Raw genomic sequence first — 16,168 nt, 5'->3', positions numbered from 1 at the left:
GGTGTGCTGTCCTGCTCAGGGGAGCAGGAGGTTGCTTTGGCCGTTCTGGATGGCGCTGGTGAAGGCTTGGTAGTCGGCTTCGGAGAGGATGAGTATCTGGGCGTCGGGGTTGCCGACGTCTTTGGAGTCGCGGAGGGCGACGACGCCGTCGACGAAGGCGACCTCAAGGCAGTTCTGGCCGCCGGTGCTCATGGCGCTCTTTGCCCAGGTGGCGTTGGTGAGGTCAGGTTTTATGATCATGCGTAGCGCTCCTTGAGTACCTTGGCGATGTAGTCCCGAGAAGCCCGCACGTCGAGGGCTTCGCTCCTGAGGTGGTCGAACCCGCTTTCGTACCGTGCCAGGTGGCCATCTTCCTCCAGGTACAGGGAGGTTGTCATCGGCTCAACTGCCGCGACGGGCGGGCCTGCCGTGAAGTGCAGGAGGTAGAACGCCCCATCGGTGCCGGCGTGGGCGCCCTGATCGAACGTGAGCACCTGCACGTCCACATGCTTGTGCTCCTCCGAAACGTTGATCAGGTGCTCAAGCTGGGCTTTCATCACGGCGTCGCCGCCGACGCGCCGCATCAACGCCCCCTCGTCCAGGACGCACCAAAGGTGGAGCGGCTTCTCGCGGTTCAAGGCGGCCTGTCGTGCCATGCGCAGAGCGACGAAGTTGTTGATCTCTCGCTGGTGCTGCCATGCGCGACTGCCCTCGACGATCGCTGTCGCATACGCCTCTGTCTGGAGAAGGCCGGGGACGAAGTTGGCGAACGACTCGCACTTCACCGCCAGTTCCTCAAGCAGGATGTAGTCCGCGAAGGGGTCGGGAATGGTGCTCCGGTACTCGTTGAACAGATTGCTTCGCTTCCCGCTGTTGGCAAGCTTCGCGAGCTCCCTGATGTGCGTGCGGCGGTCGTCCTCCGCGACCTCGTAGACGTTGAAGAAGGCGAGCACGGCCGTGGGCGCCACGCGCTGCTTGCCGTTCTCGATCCGGCTCAATGACGGAGCTCCCGGCAGATCGAGCTTGCTCGCGGCCTCTGCAAGGGACAGGCCGGCGGTCTTCCGCAGCGTTCGCAACTGCAGTCCGAGGCGACGTCGGTGCAGGTTGGGCTCGGCATCGGTCATGGGTTACCTCCCTGTGCCCGCACGCTACCGCGCATCGGAACATCCGCAGCAAGCAATCACTCGATCGTGTCAACCTTCGACGAAGAAGTCTTGCGCGCAACATTCCCGTCGTGCCAGGCTGCCGCCCAAGTTGCAGAGAGTACAGGTTCAGCTACTGCTGATCACAAAGATGGCGTCCCGGCCCACGGCTCGACTTGCCGCGCCGGGGCCGCGAGTTGAGCCATACCTGCACGAGGTGAGCGCTGGAGGTATCCCATGAAGGTCACCGCCGATAACGCCGAAGGCCACTCGGTGCGCGCGTGGAACGTGACCGCCGAGGGGCGTGCCATCCCGCAGTGGCGCAACACGGCCGCCGCCGCTGCCGCGGACCTGGGCGGCGACGCCGATGCCGTGGCGATCGTCCGGCTCGGCGTCTCGGAACTCTTGAGCAACGTCGCCAAACACGCCGGGAACGCAACCTGCCGACTCACCGTCCAGGCCGACGAGGCGTGGGTCTACGTCCACGTATGCGACACCTCCCGCCAGGCACCCGCGCTTGTCACCCCGGCCTGGGACGCAGAGGGCGGACGCGGCCTGTGGCTCCTGAACTCGATGGTGACCGACTGGGGTTACGAGTGCCGGGCGGACGGCAAGACCGTGTGGTTCCGCACCCCGGTGCGTGCCGCCGTCCAGGCGCCGAAGCCGGGAACGGGCCTCATCCCCGACGACGTAGGTCCCATACGAAGGCAAGGAAGCGCCGCGTTGCCGCCCGCGGCGGGCGCGCGGCGGGTGAGCGTCGCGACGGTGGCCGTCGACGACAACGTCATCCACCTCGGCCAGCGGCGGCGGATCGCTGCACTCGGCCTCGCGCGGCGGCGTCGGCACGGGGGTCCGCTGCCGCTCGTGGATCCACCCGTGACGAGGCCCGACACGCCGAACACCCGCCTCGCAGACAGGAAGCCCATGTCGCTGGAAGAGCTGGTCCGTCCCGACCTCGCCCGTCAGGAAGCCGAAGACGCCGCACGCAGCCTGGCGCACCAGGCGGAACGCCTCGGTCTTCCGCTGGACGACATCGAGATCACCGCCCCGTGCCCCACCTGCCGCCGTACCGCCTACACCATCCACCTGGGCACCCTCGACCCCACCCAGACCCGCCAGCTCGCCAACGCCCTACGCGCCCTGCCGCATCAGGCGTCCCTCCCGGAGGACACGCCGCCCTGACGCTGCCGAGTCGGGTCCTCCGGGGGATGGGGACGGCGCCGAAAAACGAAGCCCGCGGCCGGGTGCGGGATGAACCGGCCGACGAAGGTCCGGCCGGGGCGCGTTCCCGGGCGGGCCCGGCGAAGGTCCGGCCGGGGGCGCGGTGTCGGGCGGCCCGGGGCCCGGGACGTGCTCAACGCCCCCTGCGGCCGAAGCCCCGCCCCCCACGTCCCCCTCACACCCGCCCAAGGGTATGCGGCCCCACCGACAACGCCGGTTGACCACGGCAGCCGGGGGCGGCAGCCCGGTACGGGGCGGGCCCCGCGGGTCGTACGCCGCCGGCCGTGCGGGGTGGCGGCCTGGTGCGGGGCGGGGCTGCGTTGGTGCGAGCTGGGTCGACGTGGGTTTTGAGCACGGGGCCCACCTCGAACGACCGCCAGCACCCAGAAGCACACCGGGCTACGACGTCAACGGCGCCGATCCAGCACCACCAGCCCCGAAGCGGGGACTTGAAGGCCGACGGGGGCCGCGCCACGGACTTCCGGTCGGCCTTTGCCGCGCCGGCACCCGGCTCTTGGGGTGGTGGGGTGCGTCTCGTTGGGCAAAACTCGGGCCACGTGGGCGATTTGACCCGGTTTTGGGGGCGGGTTGCCGCGAGTTTGTCACGGTGGCGTTCGCCGGGCGCCGTCCTCGGCGGCTGGGTTCTCGGAGGCCGGACGCACCCCCGCCCCGGGCTCCCGCACCGGAGGACCCCCGGTGACCAGCGCGGGACGTCCCGCCAGCCTGCCCCGTACCGGGCCCCCGCACCGGACCCCGGTGACCGTCCCGCCCCGTCCTGCTCCGCGCTGCCGACCCCGGCGCCCCGGCCCAGCCCACTCCCGTTCAGACGCTGGCGCAGTGGCTGGAGTCACTGCGCCGGCGGTCGGGGATGAGCTGGGACCGGATGGCGCAGACCGCTGTCGAGAGGGGCCTGATGGTCTCCCGTTCGACTCTGCATCGGGCGGCGCAGGGCGAGACGGTGCCGAAGTGGCGGACCGTACAGGCGTTCACGCGCGTGTGCGGGGGCGACGAGCGCGAAGCGAAGCGGCGGTGGGCCAGGGCCGACCAGTTCAAAGCCTCCGCCACAGGAGCACCGCGTGTCGCCGTGCCGCGGCCCCCGTTCATCACCGAGCCGTGGCAGCTCGTCCACGCGATGAAGGACATATGCCGGGAGAACGGCAACCCCACGCTGCGCGAACTGGAGGAACGGGCGTACATCGACGTCAAGAACAAGGTGAGCCTGCTGCCCAAGAGCACCGTCGGCGCTGTTCTGCGCGGACGGATGCCCGCCAAGGAACTGCTGCTGAACTTCGTCCGCTACTGCGGGAACGTCCCGGAGAACCGGCTCCGGGAATGGGCGGACGCCTGGGATCGGGTGAAGCCTGCGGCAAAGGCGGCAGCCCCCCGGCAGCCGGGTCGCGGTCGGTAGCTCAGGCGGCGTCGGCTCAGGCGGCGCGGTCGGTGCGGGACAGAACCGGCAGGTCCCACCACCACGACACGCTCGGGATGTCCAGCGGCGCCGTGCCGTCGTCCGTGGGGACGTCGCTGAACGTCGTCGGCAGGCCTGCCGGGTCGTCGGGGCGGGTGTAGCGGACCGAGGTGATTCCCCAGTCCTGCGCGCCGCGGATGAAGGCGTCCAGGCTGTGCAGGTACTGCCGCAGTTGCGGGGTGCCCTCCGCGGCGAGCTGCCGGCGCAGGCGCAGGTAGAGGCAGAGCACCCGGTCGCGCTGGGCCACGGCGGTGGTGACCGCCTCGTGCGGGGAGAGGCCGCCGTGCGCCGGGTCCCGCAGTACGCGCAGGACGTTGAGGTAGTACGCGCCGCTCCTGCTCTCCTTGTGGTGGGAGAGCAGGTCGTTGTCCCAGGTGATCACGAAGAACGCCATCTCGGCCGCCGCCCGCACCGGGGTGCGGTCGCGCTCGCCGGGGTGGAGGTCGTAGCCGTACGCCATCTCCAGCAGCGGCAGGATGACCGAGGTGGCGCCGTCGTACAGGCGCATGAGGGTGTAGTCGTTGAGGTCGGGCACCGTGCCCCGGCGGCGGTGGCCAGCCTCCCAGACCACCGAGGTGAAGTACTGGCGCAGGGCTTCGACCCAGCGCGTGGTCTGCCCGGGGGTCGCGTACGCGTCGACCCGGTGGCGCAGGTCGCGCAGGCCCGCGGCGAGCGGGTCGTCCAGCAGCATGGGGACTTCGGGGTTCTCGGCCACGCGCAGCATGCGGGACAGCTCGGCGAGCAGCTCGTGCGGCCGGGTGCCCAGGGCGCCCTCCTCGCAGTGGCCGTCGTCGACGCCGAAGAGCCAGACGATGAAGTCCGCGGTGAGCTGCACGACTTCCTCGTGCCCCTCGGGGAGGATGCGCGCGGCGAAGGTGCCGATATCGTGGTCGGCGAGCCGGTCCCGCAGCTTCGGTGAGCCGATCTGGTAGGAGTTGGCCCACTGTGCGGTCTGCTTGTTGACCACCTCGTGGCGTGGATGGATGGCGGGCGGTAGTGGTGAGTACAGCGGGGGTATCGTCGGCTCGCGGTCCATGTGGGTCACCTTGGTTGTCCGATGGGGGGATCTGCATGGTGCGGAGCCGTCCGGCCGGCGCTTCGACGCTTCTCGGACGGACTTCTCGTCGTGCATCAAGCGGCGGACTGCCGCCGGGGCACCGGGGAACGGGGGTGCACGGTCATGGGCACGTGCTTCGGGCGGGCCATCGCGGCGGTGGCCTCCTCGACCGCGTAGCCGGGACGCGATCTCAGTTGCCAGCGGGGCAGGACGGTGGCGAGGGTGAGGGCGATCTCCGCGCGGGCGAAGGCGTCGCCGATGCACATGCGGGTGCCCGCGCCGAAGGGGGTGAACGCCTGCCGTACGGGCTCGGAGGCCGCCGGCCGGTCGTCCGTCAGCCACCGTTCGGGGCGGAAGGCGTCTGCGTCCTCGTACACGCGCGGGTCGCGGTTGACCGCGTAGAGGCTGAAGGCGACCTCGGTACGGGGCGGGAGTTCGGCGTCGCCCAGGCGGACGGCGCGGGCGGTGCGGCGGGCCAGGAGGACGACGCCGTGCAGCCGGATCACCTCGTCCAGCACGGCCCGGGTGTAGGTCAGGTCGCGTACGTGCGGGAAGGTGACCGGGCCGCTGCCGACCACCGCGTTGATCTCGTCGAGGAGGCGCTGTTCCGCCTCGGGGTGCCGGGCGAGTTCGTGGAACGTCCACGCGAACGTGGAGGCGACCGTCTCGGTGCCGGCGAAGAGCATCGTCGCCAGCTCGTCGCGTACCTCCGCGTCGCTGAGCCCGGCGCCGGTTTCCTCGTCGCGGGCGGCCAGCAGCATCGACAGCAGGTCGGTGTGGGTGTCGTCGGCCTGCCGGGTGGCGGTGACGACGTCGTCGATGACGTGCCGGAGCCGTTCGGCGGCGGCCAGGAAGCGGCGGTTGGCGGGGATCGGCAGCCGGTCCAGGGCCGGGGGCAGCAGTGCCCTGGTGAGCATCGTGTCCAGGACCACGGGGATGTCGTGCCGCACCGCGCGGATCGCCGGCCCGCCCAGGTCGGACGCGAACATGGTCTCGGCGAGGGTGCCGATCGCGTAGTCGCTCATGACCTGTTCGACGGCTATTTCCCGGTCCGGCTGGAGGGAGTCGGCGAGGTCGCGGGCGCGCCGGGCGATGACGTCGCCGTAGGCGGCGAGGCGCTGGCGGTGGAAGGCCGGCTGGATGAGCCTGCGGTGCCGCAGGTGGGTCTCGCCGTCGGCGGACGCTAAGCCGCCGCCGACGAGGGGGGCCATGCGGTCGAAGAGCCGGCCCTTGGCGAAGGCCCGCGCGTGCTTCACGTAGATGTCGTGTACGAGTTCGGCGCTGGTGACGAAGACCATGGGCTGCCGGCCGAGTTCGACGCGCACGATGTCGGCGGTGTCGCGGAGCGACGAGATGAAGCCCAGGGGATCGCGCATCAGGGGCCGGAGATGGCCGACGAGCGGCAGCCATCCCGGCGCCCGCGGGATGGCCCGTAGTCCTGGGTCTGCCCTCACCGGGCCCTCCCTTCCTCGGCTGTCCTCGGCTGTCCGGGGACGCGCACCGTCGGTCGCGGCAGGACCCGGGCGGCGACTGGTAATGACTACCCAGACGTGTATTCGTTGTACGCACAATAGGGCGAGCCGGCTCCCTCCGTGGGCGTACTCGCGATCTTCGGGGCCGGGGAGGCGCGCACGCGTGAGTGTCCCGAGCCGCCCGGCAGGGGGCGGGTCGGGGCGGTCAGGCGCCGTGGATCGCCCGTGCGTTGCCTGGTCAGCCGCGGATACGGGACAGCCAGGAGCGCAGCCGCGCCCGCAGCCCGCGCCCGGCCGGGGCGGTGCCGGTGGTGCCGGTGGTGGCCGGGGCGGCGGTGCCGGGGGCGGCGGGAGAAGGCGCGGCGGGCTGCTGGCCGGCGGGCTCCCCGGCGGGTGCCGGTGCAGGAGTGTCCGTCTCCGTACTCGTGGACTCCGGCCGTGGGGCGGGGGAGGAGGGGACGGCTTCGGTACGGGCCGCGCCGTGGGCCGGCGCGGTGCTCCGGCGCGGCAGGGGGAACGTCACGGGCAGCGACTCCAGCAGGCTGCTCGTCCAGTCCCTGCGGTAGGTCAGGTCCTCCAGATCGACGGACAGCTCCAGTTGGGGCAGCCGGGTCAGCAGCGTCTCGATCCCGGTCTCCGTGATGGCACGCGCGAAGTCCTGCCCCGGGCACTCGTGCGGCCCCGCGCTGAAGGCCAGATGGGCGCTGTTGCCGTGCACCGGGGCGGACAGGTCGGGGCGTACGTACGGGTCGAAGTTGGCCGCGGCCAGGCCCAGCACCAGCAGGTCGCCCGCGGGGATCTCCGTCTCGCCCACCTCGACCGCGCCGGTCGTCACCCGGTGCGGGCACCGCTCCATGGGCGGGTTGTCCCACAGGACCTGGTCCAGTGCGCTGGGCAGCGTCATCTGGGCGCCGCTGAGGTTGCCGCGGAAGTGCTTGTCGGTCAGGACCTTCAGCAGGACGTGGCCGATGAGGCTGACGGTGGTGGCGTTGGAGGCGATGAGGATGAGCCGCAGGTGCTCGCGCACCTCTATGTCGGTGAGGTCGGAGGGGTGGTCGAGGAGCCGGGTGGTGATGTCGTTGCCGGGAGCGGCCTTCTTGCGCGCCACGAGCTGGTCGAGCGTGTCCGTCAGGTAGTCGTTGGCCGCCCCCGCGGAATCCCCGCCGCCGATGCTCTGCCAGGCCGACTCGATCAGGCGCGGGCTGAACTCCTCCGGCATCCCGAAGAGCTTGGTGACGACCAGCAGCGGCAGGTGGTGGGCGAACTGCCCCACCAGATCGGCCTCGCCGCGGTGCGCGAACTCGTCGACGAGGCGGTTGGCGAAGCGCGTGATGTCGCTGCGGATGCCGCGTTTGTTGACGCTGCCCAGGCTCTCGGTGACGGCCGAGCGCAGCCGCTTGTGGTCCTGCCCGTCGGTGAACACGGTCAGCGGCTGCCACCCGACGATCGGCGTCAGCGGGTGGTCGGGGGTGAGCTGGTCCGCGTGCTTCCAGAGCCTGGAGTCCCGGGTGAACGTCGCCGGGCTGCGCGCCACCCGCAGGTTCTCCTGGTACCCGAGGACCAGCCACGCCGGCAGGTCGCCCGGCAGCAGCACCGGCGCCACGGCGCCGTACTTCTCCCGCAGCTCCTTGTGCAGCCGCTGCGAGTCGGCCGCCTCGGGCCCCCCGAGCCGCACCAGGTCGTCGTGGGCCGGGCAGCCCGCCGGCGGCGCGGTGGCCGGGCCGGGTGAACCGTGGTCGAAGGGCGTGGCGGGAGGCACCAGTCAACTCCTCGGTAGGATCGACCCGTTGGGGGGTGCGGGGGCCAGGCAGGCAGCCTAGTGGGGCCGCACCGCCCCGGCGCGTGTTTCCCCGCAGTTGGACCGGGGAAGACGGCGTGCTCACCGTCGTGACCGATGCTGAGCGCGTAAGGTCCGGGACTGTGCGGAATCGGACCGTTCCGTTACGGCCCGGGACCGGGTCAGGGCCGGCTGCCGCGGGTCAGAGTCCGGCCGAAGCCCGGCCGCCGCCGGTCACCGCCGATCAGAGCCCCGCCGCCGCCGACAGGTCCGCCTTCAGCGCCGCCAGTGCCTCCGCCGCCGTCGCCCGGGCCGCCGGCAGACCGGGACGGCCGTCCGGGACCGGGACCACCACCTCCAGGTAGCACTTCAGCTTCGGTTCCGTGCCGCTCGGGCGGACGATCACCCGGGCCGCCTGCACGCCCCGCGCCGGGTCGCCCGCCAGGGTGTAGCGCAGGCCGTCCGTCGGGGGGAGGGCCGCGGTGCCCGCCGCGAGGTCTTCCGCCTGCGTCACCCGCAGGCCCGCCGCCGACACCGGCGGGGAGTCGCGCAGGCGCCGCATCGCCGCCGCGATGACGTCCAGTTCCGCTACGCGGACGGAGAGCTGGTCCGTGGCGTGGAGGCCGTGCTCCACCGCGATGTCGTCCAGCAGGTCCTGCAGGGTGCGGCCCGACGCCTTCAGCCCGGCGGCCAGTTCGGCGACGAGCAGGGCGGCGGTGATGCCGTCCTTGTCGCGGACGCCGGCGGGGTCGACGCAGTAGCCGAGGGCCTCTTCGTAGGCGTAGCGCAGGTCCTCGACGCGGGCCAGCCACTTGAAGCCGGTCAGCGTCTCCTCGTACCGCAGGCCCGCCGCCCGGGCGATCCGGCCCATGAGGGAGGAGGAGACGATGGACGCGGCGAAGGTGCCGGTGGCTCCCTTGCGTACGAGGTGCGCGGCCAGCAGGGCGCCGACCTCGTCGCCGCGCAGCATCCGCCAGCCCTGGCCTGAGCCTGCGTCCGGTACGGCCACCGCGCAGCGGTCCGCGTCCGGGTCGTTGGCGATGATCACGTCGACCCCGTCCGCCCCGCCGGCCGTGGCGAACGCCAGGTCCATCGCCCCCGGCTCCTCCGGGTTGGGGAACGCGACGGTGGGGAAGTCCGGGTCCGGCTCCGCCTGCGCCGCTACCGGCACCGGGGCCGGGAAGCCGGCACGGGTGAAGGCGGCGGCGAGGGTGGCGCCGCCGACGCCGTGCAGCGCGGTGTGCACCGTACGGACGTCCCGGGCACCGCCCGCCGTGACGACCGTGGCGGCCCGGTCGAGGTACGCCTCGACGACCTCCTCGCCCAGCACTTCCCAGCCGCCCTCCGGGCGGGGCACGTCCGCGAGCGGGCCCACCACCGCGATGGCCGCGGCGATCGCGGCGTCCGCGGGCGGGACGATCTGCGAACCACCGCCCAGGTAGACCTTGTAGCCGTTGTCGCGCGGCGGGTTGTGGCTGGCCGTGACGGTGACCCCGGCGACCGCGCCGAGGTGGCGGATCGCGAAGGCCAGCACCGGCGTCGGCAGCGGGCGGGGCAGGACGGCGGCCCGGAAGCCGGCACCGGTCATGACGGCGGCGGTGTCCTCGGCGAAGGCGTGGCTCTTGTGCCGGGCGTCGTAGCCGACGACCACCAGCCCGCCGCCCGCGCCCTGCTCGTTCAGGTACGCGGCCAGCCCCGCGGCGGCGCGGATGACGACGGCGCGGTTCATCCGCATCGGCCCCGCGCCCAGCTCACCGCGGAGCCCGGCGGTGCCGAACTGGAGCGTGCCGGCGAAGCGGTCCGCGAGGGCGGCGGTGTCGTCCGCCCGCAGCAGGGCGGCCAGCTCGGCCCGGGTGTCGGGGTCGGGGTCCTCGGCCAGCCACGTCCTGGCGCGGGCGGCGAGCCCGGCGGCGTCCGCGGTCACCGGTTGTCGTCCTCAGTCACTGTGGTCCTCTCTCGGTTCCCGGCCCGCCGTCACGGCTGATGTGTCCCGGCCTGCCGTCCCGGCTCATGTGTCCCGGCTCATGTGTCCAGGCCCGTGGGTCACGGCCCGTTCCTTCCCCGCCCGTCGCGGCGTACGCCCCGGCGCGTACGGCCCGGTCATCAACCCGGCCGTCACACCCGGCGCAGCACCTCGGCCAGCAGCCCGCCCATCCGCGCCGCCGAGTCGCGCCCCGCCTGGAGCACCTCCTCGTGGCTCAGCGGCTCGCCCGTCATGCCCGCCGCCAGATTCGTGACCAGCGAGATCCCCAGCACCTCGGCGCCCGCCTCGCGGGCCGCGATGGCCTCCAGGACCGTCGACATGCCAACCAGGTCGGCGCCGAGGCGGCGGAGCATCTCGATCTCGGCCGGCGTCTCGTAGTGCGGGCCCGGCAACTGGGCGTAGATGCCCTCCTCCAGGCTGGGGTCCACCTGCTTGCACAGGGCCCGCAGCCGCGGCGCGTACAGATCCGTCAGATCGACGAAGCGGGCGCCTTCGACCGGGGAGGTGGCGGTGAGGTTGATGTGGTCGCCGATCAGCACCGGCTGGCCGGGACGCATGCCCTCGCGCAGCCCGCCGCAGCCGTTGGTGAGCACCACCGTCTTGCAGCCCGCCGCCGCGGCCGTGCGCACGCCGTGTGCGACGGCGGCGACGCCGAGGCCCTCGTAGAGGTGCGTACGGCCGAGGAAGACCAGCGCCCGTCTGCCGCCCAGCCGGTACGAGCGGATCCGCCCGGCGTGGCCGGCCACCGTGGGCGGCGGGAAACCGGGCAGGTCGGTGACGCGCAGCTCGTGCTCTGGCGTGCCCAGCGCGTCCGCCGCGGGCACCCAGCCGGAGCCCATCACGAGGGCGACGTCGTGGGATTCGGCCCCGGTGAGCTCGCGGAGACGGTCGGCTGCGGCCGCCGCGTCGGGGGCGGCGTGCGGAGTGGATGCGTTCACGCGACGAGCCTAGCCCGTTACCCCCTACGCGCGTAGAAGCGGCCCCCCACAGCGGCACCCGCGGCCCCGCGCGGGAGCTGCCGGGGACGGCGAGGGACAATGGGGCACGTGACTCGGATCGTGATCATCGGTGGTGGCCCCGGAGGGTACGAGGCGGCGCTCGTCGCCACGCAGCTCGGCGCGGAGGTGACGGTCGTCGACTGCGACGGCCTGGGCGGCGCGTCGGTGCTCACCGACTGCGTTCCGTCGAAGACGCTGATCGCCACCGCGGAGGTGATGACCACCTTCGACTCCTCGTACGAGGAGCTGGGCATCATCGTCGCGGACGACACCCCGCCGGACAAGCAGGCCGCCCGCGTCGTCGGCGTGGACCTGGGCAAGGTCAACACCCGGGTGAAGCGGCTGGCGCTGGCCCAGTCCGAGGACATCGCCGCGAGCGTGACGCGGGCCGGCGGCCGGGTCGTACGCGGCCGGGCGGGCGTCTCGCCGCAGCAGGCCCCGGACGGCTCGCGCACGGTGCACGTGACCGGGGCCGCCGCGGGGGAGCCGGCCGAGCTGGTCGCCGACGCGGTGCTGATCGCCACCGGCGGCAGCCCGCGCGAGCTGCCCGACGCGCAGCCCGACGGCGAGCGGATCCTGAACTGGAAGCAGGTCTACGACCTCGACGAGCTGCCCGAGGAGCTGATCGTCGTCGGCTCAGGCGTCACCGGCGCGGAGTTCGCGGGCGCGTACCAGGCGCTGGGCTCGCGGGTCACGCTGGTCTCCAGCCGGGACCGGGTGCTGCCGGGCGAGGACCCGGACGCGGCGGCGGTGCTGGAGGACGTCTTCCGGCGCCGCGGCATGAACGTGATGAGCCGCTCGCGCGCGCAGGGCGCCAAGCGCGTCGGCGACCGGGTCGAGGTGACGCTCAACGACGGCCGGGTGATCACCGGCACGCACTGCCTGATGGCGGTCGGCGCGGTGCCCAACACCCGGGGCATCGGCCTGGAGGAGGCCGGGGTGCGGCTGACGGACTCCGGGCACATCGTGACGGACAAGGTGTCGCGGACGAGCGCCCCTGGCGTCTACGCCGCGGGGGACTGCACGGGCGTGTTCGCGCTCGCCTCGGTGGCGGCGATGCAGGGCCGGATCGCGATGTACCACTTCCTCGGCGAGACCGTGGCGCCGCTGCGGCTGAAGACCGTCTCCGCCAATGTGTTCACGGATCCCGAGATCGCCACGGTCGGTTACCAGCAGTCGGACGTGGACGAGGGGCGCATTGAGGCGCGGGTGCAGAAACTGCCGCTGCTGCGCAACCCGCGGGCCAAGATGCAGGGGGTACGGGACGGCTTCGTGAAGCTGCTCTGCCGCCCCGGCACCGGGATCGTGGTGGGCGGCGTGGTGGTCGCGCCGCGGGCCAGCGAGCTGATCCACCCCATCTCGATCGCCATAGACAACAATCTGACCGTCGAACAGGTCGCGAAGGCGTTCACCGTCTATCCCTCGCTGTCGGGTTCGATCGCGGAGGTCGCGCGCCAGCTCCAGGCCAGCAAGCCGATCGGCGGAGACTAGGTCCCGGGCAGTCCGGGACGAACCGGGCGCCCATACCACCTTCGGCTGTCGCCAAGGAGCACTTTCTTCTCATCGGTGGAAGCGGCTGAAAGAACCCGGTCTTTGGCGTTACTGTCGGTTTCGTGTTCGCTGCAGAACGTCGTCAGTTGATCCTGGAAATGGTACGGGCCAATGGGGCCGTATCCCTCCGAGAGCTTGCCCGAGTCGTACAGACCTCCGAGGTGACCGTGCGCCGAGACGTACGCGCCCTGGAAGCAGAAGGGCTGCTGGACCGAAGGCACGGGGGGGCGGTCCTTCCGGGCGGCTTCACCCGCGAGTCCGGCTTCCCGCAGAAATCACATCTCGCGACCGCGGAGAAGACCGCGATCGCCGACCTGGCCGCCGGATTCGTCGAGGAGGGCGAGGCCATCGTCGTCGGTGCCGGCACGACGACGCAGGAGCTGGCCCGCCGGCTCGCGCGCATCCCCGGCCTGACCGTCGTGACCAACTCCCTGCTCGTCGCCCAGGCGCTGGCGCACGCGAACCGGGTCGAGGTCGTCATGACCGGCGGCACGCTGCGCGGCAGCAACTACGCGCTGGTGGGCAGCGGCGCCGAGCAGTCGCTCCAAGGGCTGCGCGTCTCACGCGCGTTCCTCTCCGGCAGCGGGCTGACCGCCGAGCGCGGGCTGTCCACGTCCAACATGCTCTCGGCGAGCGTCGACCGGGCGCTGGTGCAGGCCGCGGCGGAGGTCGTGGTGCTCACGGACCACTCCAAGCTCGGCACGGACACCATGTTCCAGACGGTGCCCACCGACGTGATCACGCGGCTGGTCACGGATGACCCGCCGCCGGCCGACGAGCGCGCGGCCACCGAGCTGCAGGCCCTGGCGGACCAGGGGGTGCAGATCGCGGTGGCGGGCCCGGAGCAGCCGGTGGGCGGTGACAGCAGTCCGCCGGCTGCGCGTCGGCACACCCGGCACGGAGGTGAACGGCGGCGCGGCGAGGAGAGCGTGCCGCTGCCGGGCCAGCGCCGGACGCCGCAGGCCGCGGCGTCGACGATGCGCACCGCGGCGGCGCTGCCGGACCAGGGCCGGGTCGCGGACCTGGCCCCCCGACGGCGGTAGGGGGCACGGCGGGGGCGGTGGCCCCCGCGGACCCGCTCGCCCGGGGAGCGTCGCGGGGCCCGGGGCCCCCGGCGTCGCCGGGGTGACGGTGGGGGCGGTGGCCCTCGCGGACCTGCTTGCCCGGGAGCGTCGCGGGGCCGGTGCCGTCTCGGTCCAGCGGCGGGATGCCGCGTGCGATACGGGGTCTCGCTTCCCGGTCTCGCTGCCGGGTCTTGCGGCCCCGTCTCGCTGCCCGGCTCCCGGTTCCGCCGCGGGCGCGCCGGGCGCCGGCCCGCGGCGCGTAACCCCGCGCCGGGCCGCCGCCGTCAGGCGTGACGCGTGCGCAGGCCGTCCAGGATCAGGCCCAGCAGGCGGTCGGCCACCCCGGTGTCCTCCGGGGTCTTCACCGACGCCTTCTCCGCCGCGTAGGCGACGGCGCTCGCCAGCCGCAGGATGTCCACGGCGTCGACGTCCGCGCGCAGCTCGCCGGACTCCCGGGCGCGGGCGGCCAGCAGCTCGACGGTTCCGTGCAGCCGCTTCTTGCAGTCCAGCATCAGGCCCTCGTCCATGAGCGTCGCCGCGACCCCGCGGATCGTGGAGGACGCGTCCAGATACCGCCGCAGCCACGCCGTCAGCGTGTCCATCGGCGTCCCGCCGGGCTCAGCGGCCAGCGCTCGTGCCGCGGCGTCCAGCTCGTCGACCTGCGTCTGGAACACCTCACCCATGAGCGCGAAGCGGTCCGGGAAGTGCCGGTACAGAGTGCCGATGCCGACGCCCGCGCGACGCGCGATCTCCTCCAGCGAGGCGTCCGCACCGCGCGCGGCGAAGGCCGCCGCGGCCTCGGTGAGCAGGCGTTCGTAGTTACGGCGCGCGTCCGCGCGCATCGGCCGGCCCTGCGCCGTTGCCATGGGCACCACCCTTCGTCGTCCCCGCCGCAGCCCAGAATGCCATTGCGAAAACGGAGGCAGCCTCCGTATAGTGAAGCGGAGTCACCCTCCATTTCATTCTGCTACCGGAGGCACCTCTGTGTCCACATCCCTGAGCACCGCCACGGGCCAGGACGTCCACGGCCGGGCCGCCCGAGGTCCCGTCCGCGCCCGCCCGGGGCTCGCGCTCACCGCGATCGTCGCCACCCAGCTCATGTTCCTGGTCGACGCCACGGTGGTGAACGTCGCACTTCCCGACATCGCGCTCGACCTCGGCTTCTCCCCGACCCGGATGTCCTGGATCCTCAACCTCTACACCCTCGCCTTCGGCGGCCTGCTGCTCCTGGGCAGCCGCATAGGCGACCGTATAGGCCGCCGCCGCGCGCTCGTCACCGGTGTGCTCGCCTTCACCGCCGCCTCCCTGCTCGCCGGCCTCGCGCCCGGCGGCGGCTGGCTGCTCCTCGCCCGTACCGCGCAGGGCGTCTCGGCCGCCCTCGCCGCACCCAGCACCCTCGCGCTGATCGCCACGACCTTCCCCGAAGGCCGCCAGCGCGCCCGCGCGCTCGCCGTCTTCGCCTCCATCAGCGGCGCCGGCTCGGCGCTCGGCCTGGTCCTCGGCGGGGCGCTCACGGACATCGCGTCCTGGCACTGGGTCTTCCTGATCAACCTTCCCGTGGGCCTGGCCATCGCCTGGCTCGCGCCGCGCCACCTCGACGAAACCCCGCGCCAGCGCGGCCCGTTCGACGTCCCCGGCGCGCTGCTCGGCACCCTGGGCATGACCTCGCTCGTCTACGCCTTCATCCGCACCGCCGAGCAGGGCTGGAGCGACTCCCTCGCGCTCGGCGCCTTCGCCGCCGCCGCGGCGCTGCTCGGCAGCTTCCTGGCCGTCGAACTCCGCGTCCGCCGGCCGCTGGTGGTGCTGCGGCTCTTCACCGACCGCAACCGGTCGGTCGCGTACGCGACGATGCTGATGATCCCCGCCGGGATGTTCGGCGTCTTCTACTTCACGACGCAGTATCTGCAGCAGCACCTCGACTACAGCCCGTTCCGCGCGGGCCTGGCGTTCCTGGCGCTCACCCTGCCGCTCTTCGCCGCCTCGCGCCTCGCGCCGCGCGCCCAGGCCAGGTTCGGGCCGAAGCGCACCGCGCTGACCGGCCTGGCGCTCAACACCGCCGGCATCCTGTGGCTCACCCGCCTCGACGCCTCCGCCGGCTACGCCGACGGGCTGCTGGGCCCGCTGGTGCTCATGGGCGTCGGGGTCGGGCTGACCATGATGCAGCTCACCACCCTCATCCTCAGCGGCGTCGAGCCCGAGGACGCGGGGTCGGCCTCCGGGCTGCTGCAGACGATGCAGTACGTCGGCGGCAGCCTGGGCCTGTCCGTGCTGGTCTCGGTCTTCGACGCGGGCCTGCGGCATTCCTCGGGCCACACGTTCTTCGACGGTACGGGCGCCGCGTTCACCGCCGCGGCGGCGTTCTCCGCGGTCGCGCTGCTGCTGATGGCCGGGGCCCGGAACGTACGGCCCGCGTCGTGAGGGCGCGTCAGGGGCGGGCCCCGCGGGCCCGCCCCGT

The 16,168-nt window shown here is 72.8% G+C and carries 13 protein-coding genes; 5 read left to right on the top strand and 8 right to left on the bottom strand.

Annotated elements, in window-relative coordinates:
* Positions 1 to 15: 15 nt before the first annotated feature.
* Complete coding sequence (locus B124_RS13345; RefSeq protein WP_496503001.1) at positions 16 to 240, bottom strand: DUF397 domain-containing protein; 225 nt, start codon at positions 238 to 240, stop codon at positions 16 to 18.
* Complete coding sequence (locus B124_RS13340) at positions 237 to 1,103, bottom strand: helix-turn-helix domain-containing protein (RefSeq protein ID WP_496503000.1); 867 nt, start codon at positions 1,101 to 1,103, stop codon at positions 237 to 239. The genes B124_RS13345 and B124_RS13340 overlap by 4 nt, the downstream gene beginning before the upstream one ends.
* A gap of 255 nt (positions 1,104 to 1,358) precedes the next feature.
* Here B124_RS13340 and B124_RS13335 point away from each other — a divergent pair, with 255 nt between their 5' ends.
* Together B124_RS13335 and B124_RS13330 are read left to right on the top strand one after the other, a co-directional pair.
* Complete coding sequence (locus B124_RS13335; RefSeq protein WP_496502999.1) at positions 1,359 to 2,303, top strand: ATP-binding protein; 945 nt, start codon at positions 1,359 to 1,361, stop codon at positions 2,301 to 2,303.
* A gap of 814 nt (positions 2,304 to 3,117) precedes the next feature.
* Entirely contained in the window at positions 3,118 to 3,750 is a 633-nt protein-coding gene (locus tag B124_RS13330; protein ID WP_496503039.1) for a helix-turn-helix domain-containing protein, read from the top strand.
* Positions 3,751 to 3,766: 16 nt separating this feature from the next.
* Here B124_RS13330 and B124_RS13325 read toward each other — a convergent pair whose 3' ends face one another.
* The 5 genes from B124_RS13325 to B124_RS13305 all read right to left on the bottom strand — a co-directional run bounded on the left by B124_RS13325 (position 3,767) and on the right by B124_RS13305 (position 11,038).
* Positions 3,767 to 4,846, bottom strand: coding sequence for a selina-4(15),7(11)-diene synthase (locus B124_RS13325; protein WP_496502998.1), 1,080 nt, complete (start codon positions 4,844 to 4,846; stop codon positions 3,767 to 3,769).
* 95 nt (positions 4,847 to 4,941) lie between these two features.
* A complete protein-coding gene (locus B124_RS13320; protein WP_496503038.1) occupies positions 4,942 to 6,243 on the bottom strand; it encodes a cytochrome P450 in 1,302 nt (433 codons plus the stop codon).
* Positions 6,244 to 6,577: 334 nt separating this feature from the next.
* Positions 6,578 to 8,098 carry a cytochrome P450 gene (locus B124_RS13315; RefSeq protein WP_496502997.1) on the bottom strand — a complete coding sequence of 507 codons (1,521 nt, stop codon included), beginning with the start codon at positions 8,096 to 8,098 and terminating at the stop codon, positions 6,578 to 6,580.
* A gap of 262 nt (positions 8,099 to 8,360) precedes the next feature.
* Positions 8,361 to 10,040 carry a phospho-sugar mutase gene (locus B124_RS13310; protein WP_496502996.1) on the bottom strand — a complete coding sequence of 560 codons (1,680 nt, stop codon included), beginning with the start codon at positions 10,038 to 10,040 and terminating at the stop codon, positions 8,361 to 8,363.
* Positions 10,041 to 10,231: 191 nt separating this feature from the next.
* Complete coding sequence (locus B124_RS13305) at positions 10,232 to 11,038, bottom strand: purine-nucleoside phosphorylase (protein WP_496502995.1); 807 nt, start codon at positions 11,036 to 11,038, stop codon at positions 10,232 to 10,234.
* Positions 11,039 to 11,137: 99 nt separating this feature from the next.
* On the opposite strand from B124_RS13305, the gene B124_RS13300 reads away from it, so the two are divergent.
* Both B124_RS13300 and B124_RS13295 read left to right on the top strand, forming a co-directional pair.
* Positions 11,138 to 12,589, top strand: coding sequence for an NAD(P)H-quinone dehydrogenase (locus B124_RS13300; protein ID WP_496502994.1), 1,452 nt, complete (start codon positions 11,138 to 11,140; stop codon positions 12,587 to 12,589).
* 158 nt (positions 12,590 to 12,747) lie between these two features.
* Positions 12,748 to 13,692, top strand: a complete 945-nt coding sequence (locus B124_RS13295; RefSeq protein ID WP_496503037.1) for a DeoR/GlpR family DNA-binding transcription regulator — start codon at positions 12,748 to 12,750, stop codon at positions 13,690 to 13,692.
* A gap of 305 nt (positions 13,693 to 13,997) precedes the next feature.
* On the opposite strand, the gene B124_RS13290 is transcribed toward B124_RS13295, so the two are convergent.
* Positions 13,998 to 14,579 (bottom strand): TetR/AcrR family transcriptional regulator, encoded by a 582-nt coding sequence (locus B124_RS13290; protein ID WP_496502993.1) that lies wholly within the window; start codon positions 14,577 to 14,579, stop codon positions 13,998 to 14,000.
* A gap of 118 nt (positions 14,580 to 14,697) precedes the next feature.
* Here B124_RS13290 and B124_RS13285 point away from each other — a divergent pair, with 118 nt between their 5' ends.
* A complete protein-coding gene (locus B124_RS13285) occupies positions 14,698 to 16,131 on the top strand; it encodes an MFS transporter (RefSeq protein ID WP_496502992.1) in 1,434 nt (477 codons plus the stop codon).
* The last annotated feature ends 37 nt before the right edge of the window (positions 16,132 to 16,168 follow it).

It is taken from the genome of Streptomyces sp. CNP082, assembly GCF_059570535.1.
Note: the sequence above shows the minus strand (reverse complement) of the source record. Positions and strands in the feature narration are given on the sequence as shown.